Origin of the sequence: Eubacterium sp. AM05-23 (assembly GCF_003477535.1) — a bacterium.
Classification (GTDB): Bacteria; Bacillota; Clostridia; order Eubacteriales; family Eubacteriaceae; genus Eubacterium; species Eubacterium maltosivorans.
Genome location: NZ_QUDF01000005.1, coordinates 265,602 through 282,951 on the forward strand (window position 1 = coordinate 265,602; position 17,350 = coordinate 282,951).

At 48.7% G+C, this 17,350-nt stretch carries 17 protein-coding genes; 7 read left to right on the top strand and 10 right to left on the bottom strand.

Annotated features, from left to right (window positions below):
- Positions 1-19 precede the first annotated feature (19 nt).
- The 7 genes from DW091_RS08880 to DW091_RS08910 all read right to left on the bottom strand — a co-directional run bounded on the left by DW091_RS08880 (position 20) and on the right by DW091_RS08910 (position 8,179).
- Positions 20-1,768, bottom strand: coding sequence for an FAD-dependent oxidoreductase (locus DW091_RS08880; RefSeq protein ID WP_118517979.1), 1,749 nt, complete (start codon positions 1,766-1,768; stop codon positions 20-22).
- A 190-nt stretch (positions 1,769-1,958) separates the two neighbouring features.
- Positions 1,959-2,723 carry a DeoR/GlpR family DNA-binding transcription regulator gene (locus DW091_RS08885; protein ID WP_096919802.1) on the bottom strand — a complete coding sequence of 255 codons (765 nt, stop codon included), beginning with the start codon at positions 2,721-2,723 and terminating at the stop codon, positions 1,959-1,961.
- A gap of 103 nt (positions 2,724-2,826) precedes the next feature.
- Complete coding sequence (locus DW091_RS08890) at positions 2,827-3,765, bottom strand: cation diffusion facilitator family transporter (protein ID WP_058694408.1); 939 nt, start codon at positions 3,763-3,765, stop codon at positions 2,827-2,829.
- Positions 3,766-3,827: 62 nt separating this feature from the next.
- A complete protein-coding gene (locus DW091_RS08895; RefSeq protein WP_013380623.1) occupies positions 3,828-4,202 on the bottom strand; it encodes a RidA family protein in 375 nt (124 codons plus the stop codon).
- The gene (locus DW091_RS08900) at positions 4,177-4,728 is read right to left on the bottom strand and encodes a phosphate-starvation-inducible PsiE family protein (protein WP_058694407.1); all 552 of its coding nucleotides are present in this window, start codon (positions 4,726-4,728) and stop codon (positions 4,177-4,179) included. Before DW091_RS08900 ends, DW091_RS08895 begins: the two co-directional genes overlap by 26 nt.
- A 53-nt stretch (positions 4,729-4,781) precedes the next feature.
- Positions 4,782-6,593 carry a phospholipid carrier-dependent glycosyltransferase gene (locus tag DW091_RS08905; protein ID WP_118517980.1) on the bottom strand — a complete coding sequence of 604 codons (1,812 nt, stop codon included), beginning with the start codon at positions 6,591-6,593 and terminating at the stop codon, positions 4,782-4,784.
- Positions 6,590-8,179: a 6-pyruvoyl-tetrahydropterin synthase-related protein gene (locus DW091_RS08910; protein ID WP_158577862.1), complete on the bottom strand. Its 1,590-nt coding sequence runs from the start codon at positions 8,177-8,179 to the stop codon at positions 6,590-6,592. Before DW091_RS08910 ends, DW091_RS08905 begins: the two co-directional genes overlap by 4 nt.
- Positions 8,180-8,416: 237 nt before the next feature.
- Here DW091_RS08910 and DW091_RS08915 point away from each other — a divergent pair, with 237 nt between their 5' ends.
- From DW091_RS08915 to phnX, 5 genes are read left to right on the top strand one after another with little or no spacing between them, the layout of a single operon-like run.
- Entirely contained in the window at positions 8,417-9,172 is a 756-nt protein-coding gene (locus DW091_RS08915) for an ABC transporter ATP-binding protein (RefSeq protein WP_058694404.1), read from the top strand.
- Positions 9,162-10,844: an ABC transporter permease subunit gene (locus DW091_RS08920; protein WP_224168770.1), complete on the top strand. Its 1,683-nt coding sequence runs from the start codon at positions 9,162-9,164 to the stop codon at positions 10,842-10,844. The genes DW091_RS08915 and DW091_RS08920 overlap by 11 nt, the downstream gene beginning before the upstream one ends.
- Positions 10,844-11,842, top strand: a complete 999-nt coding sequence (locus tag DW091_RS08925) for an extracellular solute-binding protein (protein WP_118517981.1) — start codon at positions 10,844-10,846, stop codon at positions 11,840-11,842. The genes DW091_RS08920 and DW091_RS08925 overlap by 1 nt, the downstream gene beginning before the upstream one ends.
- A 47-nt stretch (positions 11,843-11,889) precedes the next feature.
- Positions 11,890-12,981, top strand: coding sequence for a 2-aminoethylphosphonate--pyruvate transaminase (gene phnW / locus DW091_RS08930; protein WP_118517982.1), 1,092 nt, complete (start codon positions 11,890-11,892; stop codon positions 12,979-12,981).
- A gap of 12 nt (positions 12,982-12,993) precedes the next feature.
- On the top strand, positions 12,994-13,779 hold the full coding sequence (phnX, locus tag DW091_RS08935) for a phosphonoacetaldehyde hydrolase (RefSeq protein WP_118517983.1): 786 nt from the start codon (positions 12,994-12,996) through the stop codon (positions 13,777-13,779).
- An 84-nt stretch (positions 13,780-13,863) separates the two neighbouring features.
- On the opposite strand, the gene DW091_RS08940 is transcribed toward phnX, so the two are convergent.
- Positions 13,864-14,739: a pyridoxamine kinase gene (locus DW091_RS08940; protein ID WP_118517984.1), complete on the bottom strand. Its 876-nt coding sequence runs from the start codon at positions 14,737-14,739 to the stop codon at positions 13,864-13,866.
- 160 nt (positions 14,740-14,899) lie between these two features.
- Between DW091_RS08940 and DW091_RS08945 the strand changes: the two genes are divergently transcribed.
- Positions 14,900-16,021, top strand: coding sequence for an FUSC family protein (locus tag DW091_RS08945; RefSeq protein WP_118517985.1), 1,122 nt, complete (start codon positions 14,900-14,902; stop codon positions 16,019-16,021).
- Positions 16,022-16,069: 48 nt separating this feature from the next.
- On the opposite strand, the gene DW091_RS08950 is transcribed toward DW091_RS08945, so the two are convergent.
- Entirely contained in the window at positions 16,070-16,501 is a 432-nt protein-coding gene (locus DW091_RS08950) for a VOC family protein (RefSeq protein ID WP_074616782.1), read from the bottom strand.
- Positions 16,502-16,641: 140 nt separating this feature from the next.
- Between DW091_RS08950 and DW091_RS08955 the strand changes: the two genes are divergently transcribed.
- Entirely contained in the window at positions 16,642-16,863 is a 222-nt protein-coding gene (locus DW091_RS08955; protein WP_074616781.1) for a hypothetical protein, read from the top strand.
- A 48-nt stretch (positions 16,864-16,911) separates the two neighbouring features.
- Here the strand turns inward: DW091_RS08955 and DW091_RS08960 are convergent, their stop codons facing one another.
- A complete protein-coding gene (locus DW091_RS08960) occupies positions 16,912-17,337 on the bottom strand; it encodes a DUF3795 domain-containing protein (RefSeq protein WP_118517986.1) in 426 nt (141 codons plus the stop codon).
- Positions 17,338-17,350: the final 13 nt, after the last annotated feature.

Sequence of the window (17,350 nt, forward strand, 5' to 3'; positions counted from 1 at the left end):
CCCCTCATTGCGTTTGTGTCTATTTATGCATCTTTTCCAGAAAATTGGTCCCCTGTTCTGAAAAATTGATCTCACTCCAGTCCCTGCCCAGTTTTTTGGCAAGGATCTCGATAACCCGCGGTTGACAGAAGCCCCCCTGACATCGGCCCATCCCCGCTCTTGTCCGCCGTTTTATGGCCTCGATAGATGCCGGCATAACCGGACTGTCGAGTGCCTCCAATATCTCACCCTCAGTGATGGTCTCGCATCGGCAGACAATTCTTCCAAAGGAAGGCTCCCTCTCGATTAGCTTCCTCTTCTCATCCGGCGGCAGTTTTCTGAAAAGTGTTTTGGGCTTTTCCCGCGGCTGATAGTCCTGACGGACATCAAGTTTTCTGTTTTTCTTCTCAAAATCCTCCAGCACGATATCCTCGACCATTTTGGCGATGGCTGGCGCCGAGGCCAGCCCAGGCGACTGGATTCCCGCCACATTGATAAAGCCGTCGGTCACCGGAGACATCTCAATGATAAAATCCTCTTTAAAATCCGCTGCACGCACGCCTGTAAAAACGCGGATAAGGTCTTGCTGCCCCACGTTCTTGTGCTGGTTGCAGCTCATGGCATATTCCAGGCCATCCGGGTCGGTCGCGGTGTCCTCCTTATTCCATACCTCTTTGGCTGACGGGCCAAGAAGGTAATTCCCCTCTGGTGTTTTGCAGCAGCCTCCGCCCTTCGATTCGGCGTTTTTGATGTTTTTCATCCGGTTTTCAAGAGCGTTTCCCACAAAGCCCATCTGGGGCCTGTAGGGATACTGCTTGGCCTTATCCAGAATGGCGATGGTTCCCTTTCTTGGATGAATGGTAAAGGAACGGTCTCCCGCCATTTCTGAAAGATCATCGGCGTAAACGCCAGCACAGTTAATGACACAGCTGGCCTTGATAATGCCCTTTGGCGTGACCACGCCTTCAACTCTGCCATCATGCCTCAGCACATCACAGACCGGCGTGTTAAACCAGAATTCAACACCGTTATGGGCGGCGTTCTCTGCCAGTGCCACGGTGACGTCATAGGGTTCCACATGGGCCAGGCTTGGAAGCCAGACTGCCGCAATGGGCGGATTGTCCAACTTTCTGAGTTCTGGCTCGATGGCCATTGCCTGCTCGCCGTCGAGCATCTCAATGCCGTCCACACCATTTTCCACACCCTTGTCATAGCGCTCCTTAAGGGCCGGGATGTAAGCCTCCTCCCATGCAATGTACATCAGGCCGTTCCGCTGAAATACAAACCCCAGCTCATCTGCCCACTTATCATACATCCGGTTTCCCAATATATTGAGCCTGGCTTTAAGGGTTCCTGTTTTGGCCGCGTGACCCGGATGAATATTTCCATTATTGGCTTTAGATGCACCCGTACAGACGTCATCATTCTTTTCGACAACAATAATTTTCAGAGGATACTTAGCCAGCTCCCGCGCAATTCCACAGCCGATGACACCGGCTCCGGCAATGACAATGTCCGCTTCCCCAACCAGTCCGGCTTCAAAGCCCTTTGCCCGTCCGGTCTGGTAGTCCTTTCTGGGAATCTCCAGTCCCTTTACCCACATATCACTGACGATATTTTTCACTCCCGGCACATTGGCTGCCTTGTGTCCCACATCAATTAACTGCTGCCAGTCCCCGCACTCTCCTGCCAGTGTTACGATCTGCCTTTCGTCGACTGAAACCTTGATTTCAAGCCAAGGGAACGCTTCCCTGAGCGCTTTTTCTATTGTGTTTTTTATGCTGTTCATACTTCTCTCTCCCACGTCAGCCGTTCGTGTCCATTTAGGTTTATTTTTAAGGACATATTAGGACATTTTTTCTTTTTTGTCAAGGCTTTTTTGGTTTATGTTTCCTTTTTGAACATTTCTTAAGTTTTTTTGCACTAAAAAAACCGGTATGGGAAATTTCCGTATTTTCCCATACCGGTTTTATCATTTGTTATTCAGCAATTATGACGGTCAGCCCCATTTCTTCATAGTGCTTGACCATTTCTTTGTCTGCCTCTGCATCGGTCACCAGGACGTCGCCTGGGTGCAGTGTTGACACATTAATGAAATCACGTTTAAAGAGCTTGCCAGAGTCCATGAGTGCCACCAGCCTTTTGGAATGGCTCGCAAGCTGCCGGTATACACCGTACTCCGCCGGGCCGCGGTGGAAAAGGTTTCCCTGCTCATCCACTGTTGTGGCGGATACAAAGGCCAGGTCAAAGTAAAAATCCCGAAGTGTGTTTTCCGCAATGGTGCCTGAAGTGCTGAGGGTATGCTTTGTGATTTCTCCACCCACCAGAAATATCCCGATTTCACTGCGGCTGTTGAGCTGGTTGACCACTGTGACCGAATCGGTTACAACATAAAGCCGCTTGGTATTGTCAATATGCTCTGTAAAATGATAGAGTGATGAACCGGCGCCGATAAAAATCTTCTGACCATGCTCGATGAGGCCTGTGGCCTTGAGCCCCATTCGTTTCTTTTTCTCTGCCTCGATGTTTAGACGAAGCTCCAGAGGCTTTTCTCTGAGAATATCCTCCTTGACAAGCTGTGCCCCGCCATGAGTCCTCAAAAGCTCTCCCTCGGATTCCAGAAGCTCCAGATCCCTGCGGATGGTCTTCGTAGTTACCTGAAAAATTTCACTGAGCTGGGAAACGCTAACGGTCCCCTGCTGTTGCAATAACTGAATAATTTGTTCTAATCGTGGATTTTTCAACGTTCTCCCTCCTCTATTGGTTAAGCATAGCCTAAGTTATTTTAAAAGTCAAGGGGCGCAGACGGTGAAGATACGTCGAAACGACGTACCTTCACCGATGGATTTACTGGTCCTTTATTTTTTCCTCCACGACCGGGTCAATATGGATTGTCACATCACAATGGCACTGGCTTTTAAGCTCGTCCTCAATACTGGTAATAATCTCGTGGGCGGTAACTATGTCCAGCTGGCTAGACATTTCCACATGCAGGGAAATATCGGCGTGAGCCGGGCCATAGTCATGAATGAGCAGCTCATGCATTCCCCTGATCTCTGGATAAGCCATCACGATGCGGTGAATTTTCTCCACAAAGCCCTCATCGGGAGGCGCGCCAATCAGGGGCTGAACCGAGTCCTTTGCAGATTTAATACCTGTTATCAGAATAAAGGCCGCCACAATTACACCCATATATCCGTCCAGATCATAGCCTGTAAAATAATTGATGGCCATACCGATCAGTACCACCAGTGTGGCCAGGCTGTCGCTGATACTGTCCAGGGCTGTGGCCTCCATGGCTGAAGAATTGATTCTCTGGCCCAGCTTCCGGTTAAACAAAAACATCCAGAGCTTCACTAAAATCGAAGCAGTCAAAATAACAAAAACCACAAGGCTTACCGAGGTCTCCGCCGGGTTTAAAATCCGTTCTGCGGACGATTTAAGCAGCTCAACCCCCATAAGGATAATGGCAACGGATATAAACAGCGCACTGAGGTACTCGATGCGTCCATGGCCGTAGGGGTGCCCGTGGTCAGCAGGCTTTCCCGCCATTTTAAAGCCCAGCAATGTGATGATGGAAGAACCGGCGTCCGACAGGTTGTTGACCGCATCGGCCACTATAGAGATGGCGCCTGTCACAAAGCCCAGCACAAGCTTTCCTAAAAACAACAGCAGATTGCAGGCAATGCCTACACCGCCGCTTAATACACCGTAGGCCTGACGGACATCCGGATCTCCGGTTTTATCGCCCTCTTTAATAAACAGGCGTACCAGTAAACGGGTCATTAATTACTTCCTTTCTCAGTCAAAAAAGAGCCGCCGCACCCTGTGCAGCAGCTCTCCATTCATTATTTTACCGCAATAAATTCAATCTCGACCTTGGCATCCTTGGGTATTCTGGCTGCCTGCACACAGGAACGGGCCGGCTGGTTTTCTGTAAAATACTCGCCGTAAATATCGTTCAGCACAGTAAAATTGGCAAGATCATCGACAAAAATTGTGGTTTTAACCACATCAGAATAGTCATATCCTGCTTCTTTTAACACTGCGCCCATGTTGAGCATCACCTGTTTTGCCTGGGCCTCAAAGGCTTCCGGCATTTCGCCTGTGGCCGGATCAATCCCCAGCTGCCCGGAGGCGTATAGGGTGCCGTCTACTACCAGCGCCTGAGAATATGGGCCAAGGGCCGCAGGGGCTTTATCTGTTGCTACTTTTGTTTTCATGATTGTTCTCTCCTTTGTCGTCACTTAAAATGTTTTCCGCGCCTTCAGAAACCGCTAAAATGCTGTCATCTGCTGGTGCATCGTGCTTTTTAAAGCGATGCTTAAACCACATCAGTCCACCCTGCGACATACCTTCTCCGCCCTCTCCGTCATCAAAGGTTGAGACGAACAGGAAACGCCGGATGGCAAACAGGATGGCGATGGATATAATACTCATCAAATTTTCGAAGGGCGTGGTATGCTCAACGATCAGTTCCCTGGCAATGGCAAACAGCAAAACCTCTATAACCGACGCGGTGGAGTGCTTGATCAGCATTTTGAGAAACTCAATGCCAATGAGCGTGTTAAAAGCATAGCCCAAAAACACCCGGAAGGCCTGAGAATCGCCGTAATTTCCTATAAACTGCCAAAGATCGGGAATCAGAGCAAGGGCTGAAATAATGATGGCAATGGCGATGAGGATGGCGATAAAAATCTCCAGTACCCGCACAAAGCCCAAAAGCTTATTTTGAATTTTATGTTGCATTGTCTCCTCCTGTTTATGGTTCCCACTGCATTATACCATAATCAGCCCCTGTCTTAAAGCATATCTCCATTATTTTCATCCAGCAGGGCGCTTTCTTTCTTCTTGCGCCGCAGATGATACGCATCATAGCCCACGAGCAGCAACAGGGCACCGCCCATCACACTGGCAAACACCATAAACAGCTGGCGCATAAACAGCACCGTCTCCCACTTCATGGGACTGCCATAGATAAACGGAAAGGCACAGATGAATGAAAAGACCGTAAAGGCCATGAACAGCCCAATATACGCTTTTTTCCAGGGCTTTGCCTGGGGCGTACAGCCCATATACTTAAACAGATAGGCCACTCCCAGCATCAGGAAAGGAATCATCGGGAAATAGTGATATAAAAAGGTATCCCGCGTGATAAAAAGCCAGGGAATCATCTGGGAAAAGTAACCAACACCGATGACGATACCGGCAGAATGGCGTTTCCATATACCATGGACCAGCGCAAAGGCTGTGCCGAAAAGGCCAATTCCCCAGACCATAGGGTTTCCGGTCGCGTAAAGATAAATGGTTTCCGGCGCCTTCTGATAATAGTAAAACACTGGTTTTAAAGCCAGGAACCAGGTATACCATTTGGAGGAATAGGGATGGTGGTAATGGGTCGAAGCCCCGGTGTGGTAGCCAAACATCTGCTGTTGATGGCCGAAAAACACCTCGAAAAACCCTTTATCGGGTATGGTGTCCGCATAAGGAATATAGGACAGTGTGTAAATGGTCACCGGAACAACAATAAAAGCCAGGCAGCAGAAAAAAGACTCACCGAGTCTTTGCCGCCGGACACTTTTACCGCCCTTTACCATATCCCGGATAAACCAGTAAAAATACAGAACTGCCAGTCCGAGCGCCGCATAACAGCCTGACCACTTGGTGCCAATGGCAAGGCCGGTAAAAATCCCGCTGAGCAGCAAAAACACATACCGGGCTGGCCTTGATGTGCTGACGTGAAAAAAGTACAGGAAGGTATACATAGCCAGAATAAAAAAGACAAGAAAGGCGTCCAGGGTTCCGATCCGTGTCTGTGTATAATGCAAAAAATCGAAAGCCAGCAGCAATGTGGCAATACCAGACCATAGCGGTGATTTAAAAAGCGCCTTGCCGAAAAAATAGATCAGAGGCAGCATGGCGATACCGAAAAGCACCTGCATAAAGCGAAAGCCAAAGGGCGTTCTGCCAAAAAGATCCATTCCTAGGCCAATGATCAGCCGGCCCACAGGGGGATGATCCATTTCAGCCACACTCAGGCCATCCTGCATTTCCAGCGCCGAGGCGGGAAAATAGCTCTCGTCAAAGTAAGCGCTGTTCAGGCGGTCTGAGGTGATCCGCACTGTCTCCGGCTCATCCAGAAGCCTCGCGGAACCTTCGTTAAGGGGCGTTGACGCCAGCCTGTTCCCATTATTGTCATAGAATGCCACCTCACTCAGTACCAGGCGGTTGGCGGTATCCAGCTTTTTAACTTTGATGTATCGGGTATTCTCATCCGTATTCAGCGGATAGTGGTACCAGATCATGGCCGCTGTATAGTCGGTGTCGTCGTCCCGGGTATCAAAGGCCTGTTTCCAGTTCACGCCATCATCTGAGCATAATATCTGTATGCCCACATATTTTGAGGAATCATTAACTATTGGATACAGCGCGATGGACGCCGGCTGCTTCTGAAGCTCAAATTCCGCGGCGGGGGTCCCCTCCTCCATATCATAATAGGTCTGGGGCTCAACTCTTGAGCCCAGATTCCAGTAGCCTACAACGCTGTAAATCAGGATTACAGCCACCAGAAAAATGATTTCCTTTTTACTGAGATGATAGAACTTTTCTGTCATTTTTGATCATTTTCCTTTCTTTTATTTTTAAAGAGCAGGGCTATCCCCACAATGACCCCCATGAGGCTGATGGCCTCACTGACACGTCGGAGGGGCGTTCCCTTGTATTGGACAATCAACGTACCGGTTTCATTAACTGCTACTTCTGCCATGCCATTTATGTTTCGATAAATCTCGACACGATTGCCATTAAGCATGGCTTCATATCCACTATAATAAATAAGCGGCAGCTCGTTTGAACCATTTCGTTCTAATTTTATTTCATACAAACCATAATTAGTGCGTTTTGCAGTGTTCTGATGGTATTTCTGTGATTCCTGAATGTGTGATAAAGTCACATCCTCAGGTAAATACTCACATCCTGCGGCAAAGGTGGGATATGTATTGACAACCATTTTCGCGTAATTCTTATAAGTATACGCAACATTTACAAAATATGCTATGAGCATGATTCCAGCAGCAATGGCTGCGATGATCACCTGGTTTTCCCTTTTTTCTGTCATGCTCTCAATAATCCTGCCAGAAGCAAAGCACCAGAAAACCGAGATAAACAGATAGAACCGCCATGGAAACTGAAGGGTTGACAGTACATTCTCAAACAAATGCCAGGGAAAATATACCGATACACTGAATAGTAAAAGCAGTCCTGACAGCGAAAGAATCTGTATCAGCTTGTCACTTCTGTTAAAAAACAGACCCGCTATTACCAGCAGTGTCAGCGCAAGACCAATCCCCGCCGGTGGTACATATTTTTCGCCGATACTTTGAGGGATTGCCAAAATTAAATTTTTAAAAGGCACGGCCCAGTCCGAAATGCTCCCGAGCAGTCCGGTGTCGCCCCAAACAGGATTAACCACTAGCTGTTCCAGCATGGGCAGCAAAAAGAACAAAGTCAGGACAATGCTCCAAAGCGCTGCTTTTCCAAGTGCCGCCAGTCTTTCCCGCTCGCGGGCCAGCCTTGGTATACTGAACAGCAGAAAGACAGCGGCGAATCCCCCCATCAGCACGGCGGTCAGGACATGTGAAAGGATCAGACCGCTAAAGCCGCTGAACAGCAGGGGCCACTTCTCCTTCTCGCCGTAAACCACCTGCCAGAAGCCTGCCACAATAAGCGGCAGAAAGACAAAGGCCAGAAGCTCCCCCACCGACGACCGCTGATAAAGATCTGTGGTGTGAAAGGAACACAGAAGGTAAAGCACAGTGGAAACCGAGGCCGCGAAATCAGACCGCCATACAGATTTGACCGAGAGATACATAGTGCAGGCCATAGCGCCTGTGAGTAAAATCAGAAAAATTTTGTAGGCCGTGATGGCCGGCATGCCCAAAAGCGACAGTACTGCCGGAATATACAAAAAGAAATCCGGATAAAAAAGCCCGTTGCCATAGCCGTAGCCATTAAAGTAATCGGCATAGACTCCCGGCAAAAAAATGCCATTTTTAAGACCTTCTGCGATCGAGACAACTCTTGAAAGATGGAAGCTTGCATCATTTCCAAAGGGGATACCCTCCTTAAGAAGCAAGGGCAGCACCACTGCCAAAGCTGCCAGGAAAGGAACACACCACCAGAGAATTTGTTTATTTTTCATAAAGATTTTTTTAGATTCCATTCTTTTCTCTCATTCTTTTCTCCCATTATTATACCAATCCGACTGCGATTTGTAAAACCAATGATTTTGTAAAGCTTCGGTTAAATTCCGTTAACTCTTTGTTAAGTCTATTGAATTGTGAGATTTTTAGAATTAAAATACGCCTAGGCTTTTGAAAGAACCCTCTTAATCTAATAAGCCATTTGTTTTAACCAAAATGTTAAGGAGTATAACACTATGCTAAGTTTAAAAAATGTAAAGAAGGCCTATAACGGCACAGAAATCCTGAAAGGCATTACACTCGACATCGGAAATGGCGAAATTGTTTCCATTCTCGGCCCATCCGGCGGCGGTAAAACCACTCTGCTCAACCTGATTCTCGGCATCACCGACATTGATGAGGGACAGCTTTTGTACGACGGTGAGGATATCACCCATGTGCCTATGGAACAGCGTGATTTCAACATTGTTTTTCAGGACTATGCCCTGTTTCCCAACCTGAATGCCTATAATAATATCGTATACGGACTCAAAAACAAGCCGGGTATTTCCACCCAGGAGGAGGTTGATGAGCTCATCGACCTTCTGGACCTCCGACCGCATCTGGACAAACCCATTGACCAGCTCTCCGGCGGGCAAAAACAGCGTGTGGCTCTGGCCCGCACCCTGGTCATGAAGCCAAAGGTGTTATTACTGGACGAGCCGCTGAGCGCGCTTGATGGGGTTATCAAGGAATCCATCAAAGAGCGGATCAAAACAGTTGCCAAGGATTTTAATCTGACGACCATTATTGTAACACATGACCCTGAAGAAGCCCTTACCTTATCGGACCGGGTGCTCATTTTAAACGGCGGTAAAATTTCACAATACGCCGAACCGCAGGAAATCATCACAAAGCCTGGCAACAGCTTTGTTCAGGCGTTTATTCTCAACCAGCTCATGATCAAGCGCAACAATATCTTCTCACTGTTCGGAGAATGCTATGCCCAGTAATTCCATTACCGACAAAATACGGCCGAGGCTGCGGAGCCGGGCTGTTACGGGTACCCCGCTGGAGCTGAAGATTGTTTTCTGGATCATCATCGCCATCTTCGCGGTGTTCCTTGTCGCTCCACTGGTACTGCTGCTCATCAAGTCCCTTAATGTGGACGGCAGCTTCAGCCCGGCAAGCTACGCCGCTGTACTGAGCAGCGCAGGCTTTCTGAATGCCCTGGCGGGCAGCTTTATCATCGCCGGGACCAGTGCGCTTGTCACTACGGTTCTCGCGTTTATGCTGGCCTACACAGTCAATAGCACCAATGTACCCGACTGGTACAAGAGCGCCGTTTCCAGTGTCGCAGTGCTGCCCATGCTCCTGCCCACCATTACCTATGGCTTTGCCATCATCTATTCCTTCGGCCGGCAGGGCCTGGTCACCAGGCTGCTGGGCTTTCAGCCCTTTGAGATTTATGGGTTTAACGGGCTGCTGCTGGGCTATGTAATCTACACTATTCCCATTGCCTTTATGCTTATTAACAATACCTTTAAGTACATTGACAAGAAGTTCTCTGTGGTATCCCGTGTGCTTGGTGACAACAGCTTTAAAACCTTTTTCACCACAACCTTTAAGCCACTGATCGCCACTCTGGGGGCTTCTTTTATTCAGGCCTTTTTCCTGAGCTTCACCGACTTTGGGATTCCAGCATCAGTTGGCGGTGAGTACAAGGTGGTTGCCACCACGCTGTACAATCAGATGCTGGGCTCTATCCCCAATTTCAGCAAGGGGGCTGTTGTTGCCATGATGATGCTGATCCCATCGGTTTTCAGCATTTTGATCCTGCGCTATCTGGAAAAATACAATTTCCGCTATAACAAGATCTCCCAGATCGAGCTCACAAAAAACAAAGGGCGCGACGGCCTTTTCACCGTTTTGTCCGCATTGGTAATGCTTGGTATTTTGTCTATCTTCGCGGTTATTTTTATCGTTCCCTTTGTGCAGAGCTGGCCCTATGAGCTTGGCTTCTCGCTTGACAACATCAGGGAAACCCTGTTTGGCGGCCAGCTGACCGACGTCTACCTCAATTCCATTCTGGTAGCAGTGCTCACAGCAGTTTTAGGGACATCCATCGCCTATCTTAGCGCGCTGGTTACTGCCCGCAGTAAAATGGGCAAGCCCTCCAAAGCCGCCATTGACGGCCTGGTCCAGACCACCAACACTGTACCGGGCATGGTGCTTGGCATCGCCTTTCTCCTGGCTTTTTCTGGCACCAGCCTCCAGTGTACCTTTATTATACTGATCATCTGTAACATTATCCATTATTTCTCAACCCCTTACCTGATGATCAAAAACTCGCTGTCAAAGATGAACGCCTCCTGGGAAACGACCGGTATGCTCATGGGCGACAGCTGGACCAAAACCATTTTCAGAGTCGTGATCCCCAATTCCTGGTCAACGATATTTGAAATGTTCAGTTATTACTTCATCAACGCCATGGTGACTATTTCCGCTGTTATTTTTATTGTCGGCGCGCGCACCATGGTCGTTACCACCAAAATCAAACAGCTTCAGCACTTCGGCGATTTTGAACAGATTTTTGTCTTATCCCTGCTCATTCTTTCCACCAACCTGGCTGTCAAGCTGATTTTGAAAGCCTTGTCGAAGAAAACAGAAAGGAAGGCCGCCTGATGAGTAAACTCACAAAAATCCTGGCCGCCGGACTGCTCATTGCCGTCACAGCCCTCACCGCTGCGGGGTGCAGTACAGGAAACGCGGATAACAGAGTCGTTATCTACTCCAATGCAGATGACGAAGCCCTGACCGCCATGGAAAACGCTCTGACTGCCGGCGGCTACGAAGGCCAGTATATTATCCAAAGCTTTGCAACCTCCGAGCTAGGCGGCCGGATGATGGCTGAAGGCTCTAAAATCGAAGCCGACCTGGTGACCATGAGCACATACTATCTGGACACTGCCCAAAAAGAATCCGGAATGTTCTCTGACCTGAGCTTTGACCATGCCACCCTGAGCGGTGACAGTCCGTCCTATTCTTCCCCTATCACGGCCCAGGAAGGCGCTGTCATAGTCAACACTGAAGTGATGCGGGAACAGGGCCTTTCTGCACCTGCCTCCATCAAGGATCTGGCTGATCCAGAGTACGCGGGCCAGATATCCATCCCGGATATTGAAGGCTCCTCCACTGGCTGGATTCTGGTACAGGCTGTCATCGACGCTTACGGCGAGACAGAAGGCGCTGAGATCATGACAGGGATCATCCGAAATTCCGGGCCGCACATGGAAAGCTCCGGCTCCGGCCCCTTTAAAAAGGTAAAAGCCGGTGAGGTCGCACTGGCCTTCGGCCTTCGGCATCAGGCCGTCGCGGCCAAAAGCGAAGGTCTTCCCATCGACTACATCGACCCGTCCGAGGGCAGTTATGCTCTCACGGAATCCATCGCCGTCATTAATAAAGGGGATAAAACCAATGCCAAAGCCATGGAAATGGCTGAATGTATTGTAAAAAGCGCCAGGACCGAGCTGCTCAAGACCTATCCGCTGCCCCTGTATCCCGGCGAAACAGCCGACCCTGCCCTGTGCACCAAAAGCCCTAAGATATTTCCAGAGCCCCTGACCGTGGATCTTTTACAAAAACACCAGGAGTTTTCAGAGAAATGCAAACTTAACAAGTAAAAAACAAATTTTATACAAAGATATATTTTACAGAGGAGAAAACATTTATGAAAAAATACAAGTTACTCACCCCCGGCCCACTGACCACCAGCGATGCGGTAAAGGCAGAAATGCTTTTTGACCACTGTACCTGGGATAATGAATATAAAGCAATCACCCAGAAAATCCGCGCTCAGCTTTTAAAACTGGCCCATGTCAGCGAGGCTACATATACCGCCATCCTCATGCAGGGCAGCGGCACCTTTGGCGTGGAAGCCGTACTTTCGAGCGTTATCGGCGATAAGGACAAGGTGTTGTTCATCACAAACGGCGCCTACGGCGAACGCATGCTGGACATCGCGGACTACCATCGTCTGAACTACCTTGCCTACAACGAGGAATACAACATAATCCCTGACGCCGCCAAAGTGCGCGCAATTTTAACAGAAAACCCAGATATCACCCATGTGGCCATGGTGCACTGCGAAACCACCACCGGCATTCTCAACGATATCCACGCTATCGGTGAGCTCTGCGCAGAATTCGGCAAAACCTATATTGTCGATGCCATGAGCAGCTTTGGCGGTATTGATATCTCGTTAGAGGATAACCACATCGACTTTATGATCAGCAGCGCCAACAAATGTATCCAAGGCGTACCGGGCTTTTCCTTTATCATTGGCCACACAGCAGCTCTCGAAGCCTCAAAGGGCAATGCGCGAAGCCTGTCGCTGGATATTTACGACCAGTGGAAGACCATGAACAAGGATGGAAAATGGCGATTTACTTCCCCGACTCATACGGTCCTGGCCTTCTCCAAAGCTTTGGACGAGTTGGAGGAGCATGGCGGGGTCGAAGCCCGTTATCAGCGATACGCCTCGAACAATAAGCTGCTGATCGAAAAAATGGCAGCGCTTGGAATAGATGCCTATATTGACGAAGCCTATCGCTCCCCCATTATCACGACCTTCCTCTATCCCGAGCAGGACTTTGACTTTCCCGATATGTACAACTTTGTTAAGGAGCGCGGCTATGCCATCTATCCTGGCAAGCTGACCAGGGTGGATACCTTCCGCATGGGTAATATCGGAGAAATTTATCAAGAAGATATTGAAAATCTCTACAATATCTTTTATGATTATTTAAAACAGAACGCATAGGAGGCCATATTGATGAAAAAGATTGAAGCTGTTATTTTTGACTGGGCCGGTACAACGGTCGATTACGGATGCATTGCTCCGGTACAGGCATTCATGGAGGTTTTTAAAGGCTTCGGCATTGAGCCCACCATGGAGGAGACAAGAAAGCCCATGGGGATGCTCAAGCGTGACCATATCCACACCATGATGGATATGCCGCGTATCAACAGTCTCTGGCAGGAAAAGTACGGGCGCGGCTACACCGAAGAGGATATTGACGCCCTATACGCCCAGTTTGAGGAAAAACTCATGAGTATTCTGGACCAGTTTGCAGACCCCAAGCCATATGTGCTGGACACTGTCGCGGCACTGCGTGACATGGGCTTAAAAATCGGCTCAACCACCGGCTACACCGATGAAATGATGGCCGTAGTCACCCGTGTCGCTGCCGATAAGGGTTACGCGCCGGACTGCTGGTACAGCCCAAACGCTGTGGAAAATCATGGCCGCCCCTACCCCTTTATGCTTTTCAAAAACCTGGAGACTCTGGGTGTTCATTCCGTCCATAATGCTGTAAAAATCGGCGACACGGTCTCCGATATTCTGGAAGGAAAAAACGCCGGCGTTGTCTCCATCGGCGTTGTGCGCGGAAGTTCTGAGATGGGGCTGACCGAGGAAGAATTTAACCATCTCTGTGATGATGACAAAGCCGCTGCCATCAACAAGGTAACCAAAACCTTCAGAGATGCCGGCGCAGACTATGTTATCCAGGATCTGAGCGAGCTGATCCCTCTGATTAAAACGCTCGATGAACAATAAACAAAGACTGGCTTTGCCCAGAACAAAAGCAGGTACGTCGAAACGACGTACCTGCTTTTTCTTTTTTTAAATTACTTCTCTGTTCTAGACCAGCTCAAGACGTTTCATCATCTCTGGCAGCACGCCTTCAAAATCCACACCTTCACGGCGATTAGTCTCACGTTCAACCGTTCTGAGGATGCAGTCTGTGGTCAGATCGACAGCAAACTGTGTGGAATCCTGCAGGGATTTACCGTTCAGCAGAGCTGCCAGGCAAAAGCTGCCGAAAATATCGCCAGTCCCATGGAACTGTCCGGGTACTTTTTCGGAAAAGGCGTACTCTACCTTATCCTCATCGCGATTATAGCAGGCGGCGCCCAATTTTTCATTATCAAAATACACGCCGGTCAGAACGACCTTTCCTGGGCCCATCTCGGATAGATTGCGTACAAGCTTTTCGATATAATCTCTGGTGTATGGACCGTGTTGATAAGGCTCCTTCAAGAGAAAGCAGGCCTCGGTGATGTTGGGCAGCAGCAGGTCTGCCTTTTCACAGAGTTCGCGCATTTTATCCACCATATGGTCGTCAAAAACGCTGTAAAGCACACCCTCATCAGCCATAACCGGGTCCACATAGACCAGTATGTCGTCTGAATTAAAGGTATCAATAAAATTGGACACCATGTCCACCTGCTCCGGTGAGCCTAAAAAGCCGCTGTAGATTGATGAAAAGTGCAGGTCCAGAGACTTCCAGTGCTCGGTAATGGCAGGGAGGTCTTCAGTGAGATCACGGTAGGTAAAGCCTTCAAAACCTCCGGTATGGGTCGAAAGGACCGCAGTAGGCATACAGACCACCTCGATACCTGCCGCGGATAAAATGGGCAGCACGACGGTCATGGAGCATTTTCCAAATCCAGATATATCATGAATCGCAGCCACCCGCTGTAAGGGGCCTTTTGGAATATCATTTGTATTTTGCATGTTAACTATCTCCTTTTACAATCAATGATGCTTAGATTCCCTGAAAAAGGGACCGTTAAATATTGTACCACAATTCTACCTGTTTAACGCACATAAATCGAATAAAATTCCCTTTTTGGGTAAAAACTATGGTATCGATGATGATGAAAGGAAGCCTGTGATGAGCGAAAAAATTAAACGCCTAAACCTTAAGCATTTACGGCAGTCTGCCTGGAAGGGGACTAAGAAATCCATTCCAGCCACCACCCTCTGTCTGCTGCTTTTTTTTATGAATATGGCTCTATTCGGCTACAAAAATGCTGTCATTGCAGTTCCGCTTACCATTATTTTCAACCGTCTCAAGGACTTTTCGCCTGACCGCTGGCACCCCTACAGCGTAATGCTTATCAACCTTGTGCTGGCTGTCGCCGCCCACCTGGCAGGTCTGAATGTCTGGCTCTGCGTTACCCTGGACTTTATCACGACCTACCTCATGGTCTTTCTTCTCACCGACTCAGACACCTCAAAGGCTTATTACAGCTATGGCTTTGGGCTTGTGCTGTACCAGAGCTTCTCCACCACTATGCCAGAGCTCAGGCTGCGCCTTATAGCCATCGTTGTCTCCAGCGCGATCGCCACACTCGGGCTTGTGTTTATGTATTTACTGAAGCGCAGGCAAACAGGCTTTAAGCTTGATCCCCACATTTTTAATCCTTTTCTCCACCTCGGCGGCAAAACCCGCGATTTTTTAAAGGGGACTGTACGTGCCTTTAAAAACCTGGCAGCCATGCTGCAGTTTCACCTGTTTTTGGGCCTTTCGAAGCCCCTTGAGTCCGGCACCTTTGATTTCCGTCTCACCCGCTTTGCCATCCGAATCTCTTTACTGGTGACCTTCAGCTTTTTTCTGGAACGGGTATTTAACATCCCAAAGGGCTACTGGCTTCCCCTCAATGTCTTTATCATGACGCTCAATTTTTATGAGGACAGCATGGTCAAGATCAAACAGCGTGTGGGCGGCAACATCGCCGGAGTTTTTATCTCAGCCATTCTGCTTCACTATATCACCGGCTTTACCGGCCACATGATCATTCTCTCCATTGGCACATTCCTTGGCTACGCGGTGGACAACTATCTTTTCCGCGCCACCTATATGACCTGCTATGCCATTGCGCTCAGCACCCTGTTCATGAAGCAGTCTGAGGTTTTTGAGCTTCGTCTGGCCTATGTGCTTCTGGCCGCTGTCATTGCCGTCATCGGGAGCCGGTTTATTTTCGCCAATAAAAAAACGGATTTTCAAACCTGAGAGGATATGTTAACGAGAAAAGCAACCGAAAATCCGGTTGCTTTCTGTTTATTCCTGCTTTTCTTCCATAACTCTACAGCGATCTTCAAAGCTGACCTCCCGGTGGATCTGGTGGAGCATCCAGACATATCCGAAGGGATCGGCAAACATGGCGTTGGCGGCGCCCATTTCGGGCATCTCAGTAACTTGCTGGATCGCGGTGCAGCCTGCCGTCATGGCCTTATCGTAGACCGCCAGGATGTCCGGAACAAGCACGTTATACCAGACGGACTGAGGCTGGCCGGGCTTTGGAGCGATTAGCTGATACTCAGGGTTTTCATCCAGCAGGTGGAAGCGGGTATCATAGATTGTAAAGACCGCTTCATTGGTGCCTTTCGGGTAATCGGTCACCTCTACGCGCTCAACCTCATATATTTTTTCATACAGCTCCAGGGCTTTCAGGCTGTCGGTCACAACCATATCAATTTCTACACCTGTCATTATTTATTCTCCTTTGTATTTAATTGATTTTATGGTATAAAATACCCAAATTATTGTGATAAAATCGCTTTAGACTTTTCAGTTTTCCTGTGCTATAATAGCATTTATAAAGGAGCAATGAAAAGGGAAGGGGTTTTCTGATGAAGTTTTTTGAAAAGAAAGGGTATTGTTCTTTTGTCATGGCTCTGTATCTGGCAGGGATGCTGTGCTTTACACTGTCTCTGTTTATGAGCCGGCTTCTGCCTGATTTCTGGCTTGGCTTTGCCGAGGGCATTGCGATTGTCGGTATTGTGGTGGGCATGATTCACATTATTTTTAGTTTTGTGAAGGGAAGAAACCCTTTTACCGGCAAGCCTAACTGACCTGTATACCAGGTTTTTGAAGAACTGTCCGCCTGGCCGGGCAGTTTTTTATTCCAGTCCTGCCTTCTCAGGCTTCTGTCCGCACTCGCTGCATTCTGCATCGTGCAATGAAATAACACCGCCGCAGTCCGGACAGGTAAAATGCTGCTTTTGCTGCGCCATAAAGGCCGCCAGCCCTAATTCCTTAACCCGGCGGCTGTTTTCCATCATGCTGGCGTGATAGCGGGTATTATAGCTTTTCTCCAGGGATTTGACAGGCTTGCAGGGATATTCTCCACATTCAAAGCAATACCGAATCTCCTTTTCCAGAACGCACGCCTTGACCCTGCACTTCCGGCAGTGCTCTGGCTTTCCTTTATCACTGTTCAGGCAGCCTGCACAGGGCTTTTTGTGGTAACAGTGCTTATAACAGACCAGGCAATTCATTCCACAGGGGGCGAACATGACGTTATCGATGGTTTCAGGCATTTTCATAGGTACTGCTCCT

Bases quoted from the DNA above. Each gene is read 5' to 3' on its own strand.
- DW091_RS08945 (WP_118517985.1), top strand. From the start codon at position 14,900: ATGAGCGAAAAAATTAAACGCCTAAACCTTAAGCATTTACGGCAGTCT.
- DW091_RS08920 (WP_224168770.1), top strand. From the start codon at position 9,162: ATGCCCAGTAATTCCATTACCGACAAAATACGGCCGAGGCTGCGGAGC.
- DW091_RS08950 (WP_074616782.1), bottom strand. From the start codon at position 16,501: ATGACAGGTGTAGAAATTGATATGGTTGTGACCGACAGCCTGAAAGCC.
- DW091_RS08890 (WP_058694408.1), bottom strand. From the start codon at position 3,765: ATGACCCGTTTACTGGTACGCCTGTTTATTAAAGAGGGCGATAAAACC.
- phnW (WP_118517982.1), top strand. From the start codon at position 11,890: ATGAAAAAATACAAGTTACTCACCCCCGGCCCACTGACCACCAGCGAT.
- DW091_RS08915 (WP_058694404.1), top strand. From the start codon at position 8,417: ATGCTAAGTTTAAAAAATGTAAAGAAGGCCTATAACGGCACAGAAATC.
- DW091_RS08955 (WP_074616781.1), top strand. From the start codon at position 16,642: ATGAAGTTTTTTGAAAAGAAAGGGTATTGTTCTTTTGTCATGGCTCTG.
- DW091_RS08940 (WP_118517984.1), bottom strand. From the start codon at position 14,739: ATGCAAAATACAAATGATATTCCAAAAGGCCCCTTACAGCGGGTGGCT.
- DW091_RS08905 (WP_118517980.1), bottom strand. From the start codon at position 6,593: ATGACAGAAAAGTTCTATCATCTCAGTAAAAAGGAAATCATTTTTCTG.
- DW091_RS08880 (WP_118517979.1), bottom strand. From the start codon at position 1,768: ATGAACAGCATAAAAAACACAATAGAAAAAGCGCTCAGGGAAGCGTTC.
- phnX (WP_118517983.1), top strand. From the start codon at position 12,994: ATGAAAAAGATTGAAGCTGTTATTTTTGACTGGGCCGGTACAACGGTC.
- DW091_RS08895 (WP_013380623.1), bottom strand. From the start codon at position 4,202: ATGAAAACAAAAGTAGCAACAGATAAAGCCCCTGCGGCCCTTGGCCCA.
- DW091_RS08900 (WP_058694407.1), bottom strand. From the start codon at position 4,728: ATGCAACATAAAATTCAAAATAAGCTTTTGGGCTTTGTGCGGGTACTG.
- DW091_RS08960 (WP_118517986.1), bottom strand. From the start codon at position 17,337: ATGAAAATGCCTGAAACCATCGATAACGTCATGTTCGCCCCCTGTGGA.
- DW091_RS08925 (WP_118517981.1), top strand. From the start codon at position 10,844: ATGAGTAAACTCACAAAAATCCTGGCCGCCGGACTGCTCATTGCCGTC.
- DW091_RS08910 (WP_158577862.1), bottom strand. From the start codon at position 8,179: ATGAAAAATAAACAAATTCTCTGGTGGTGTGTTCCTTTCCTGGCAGCT.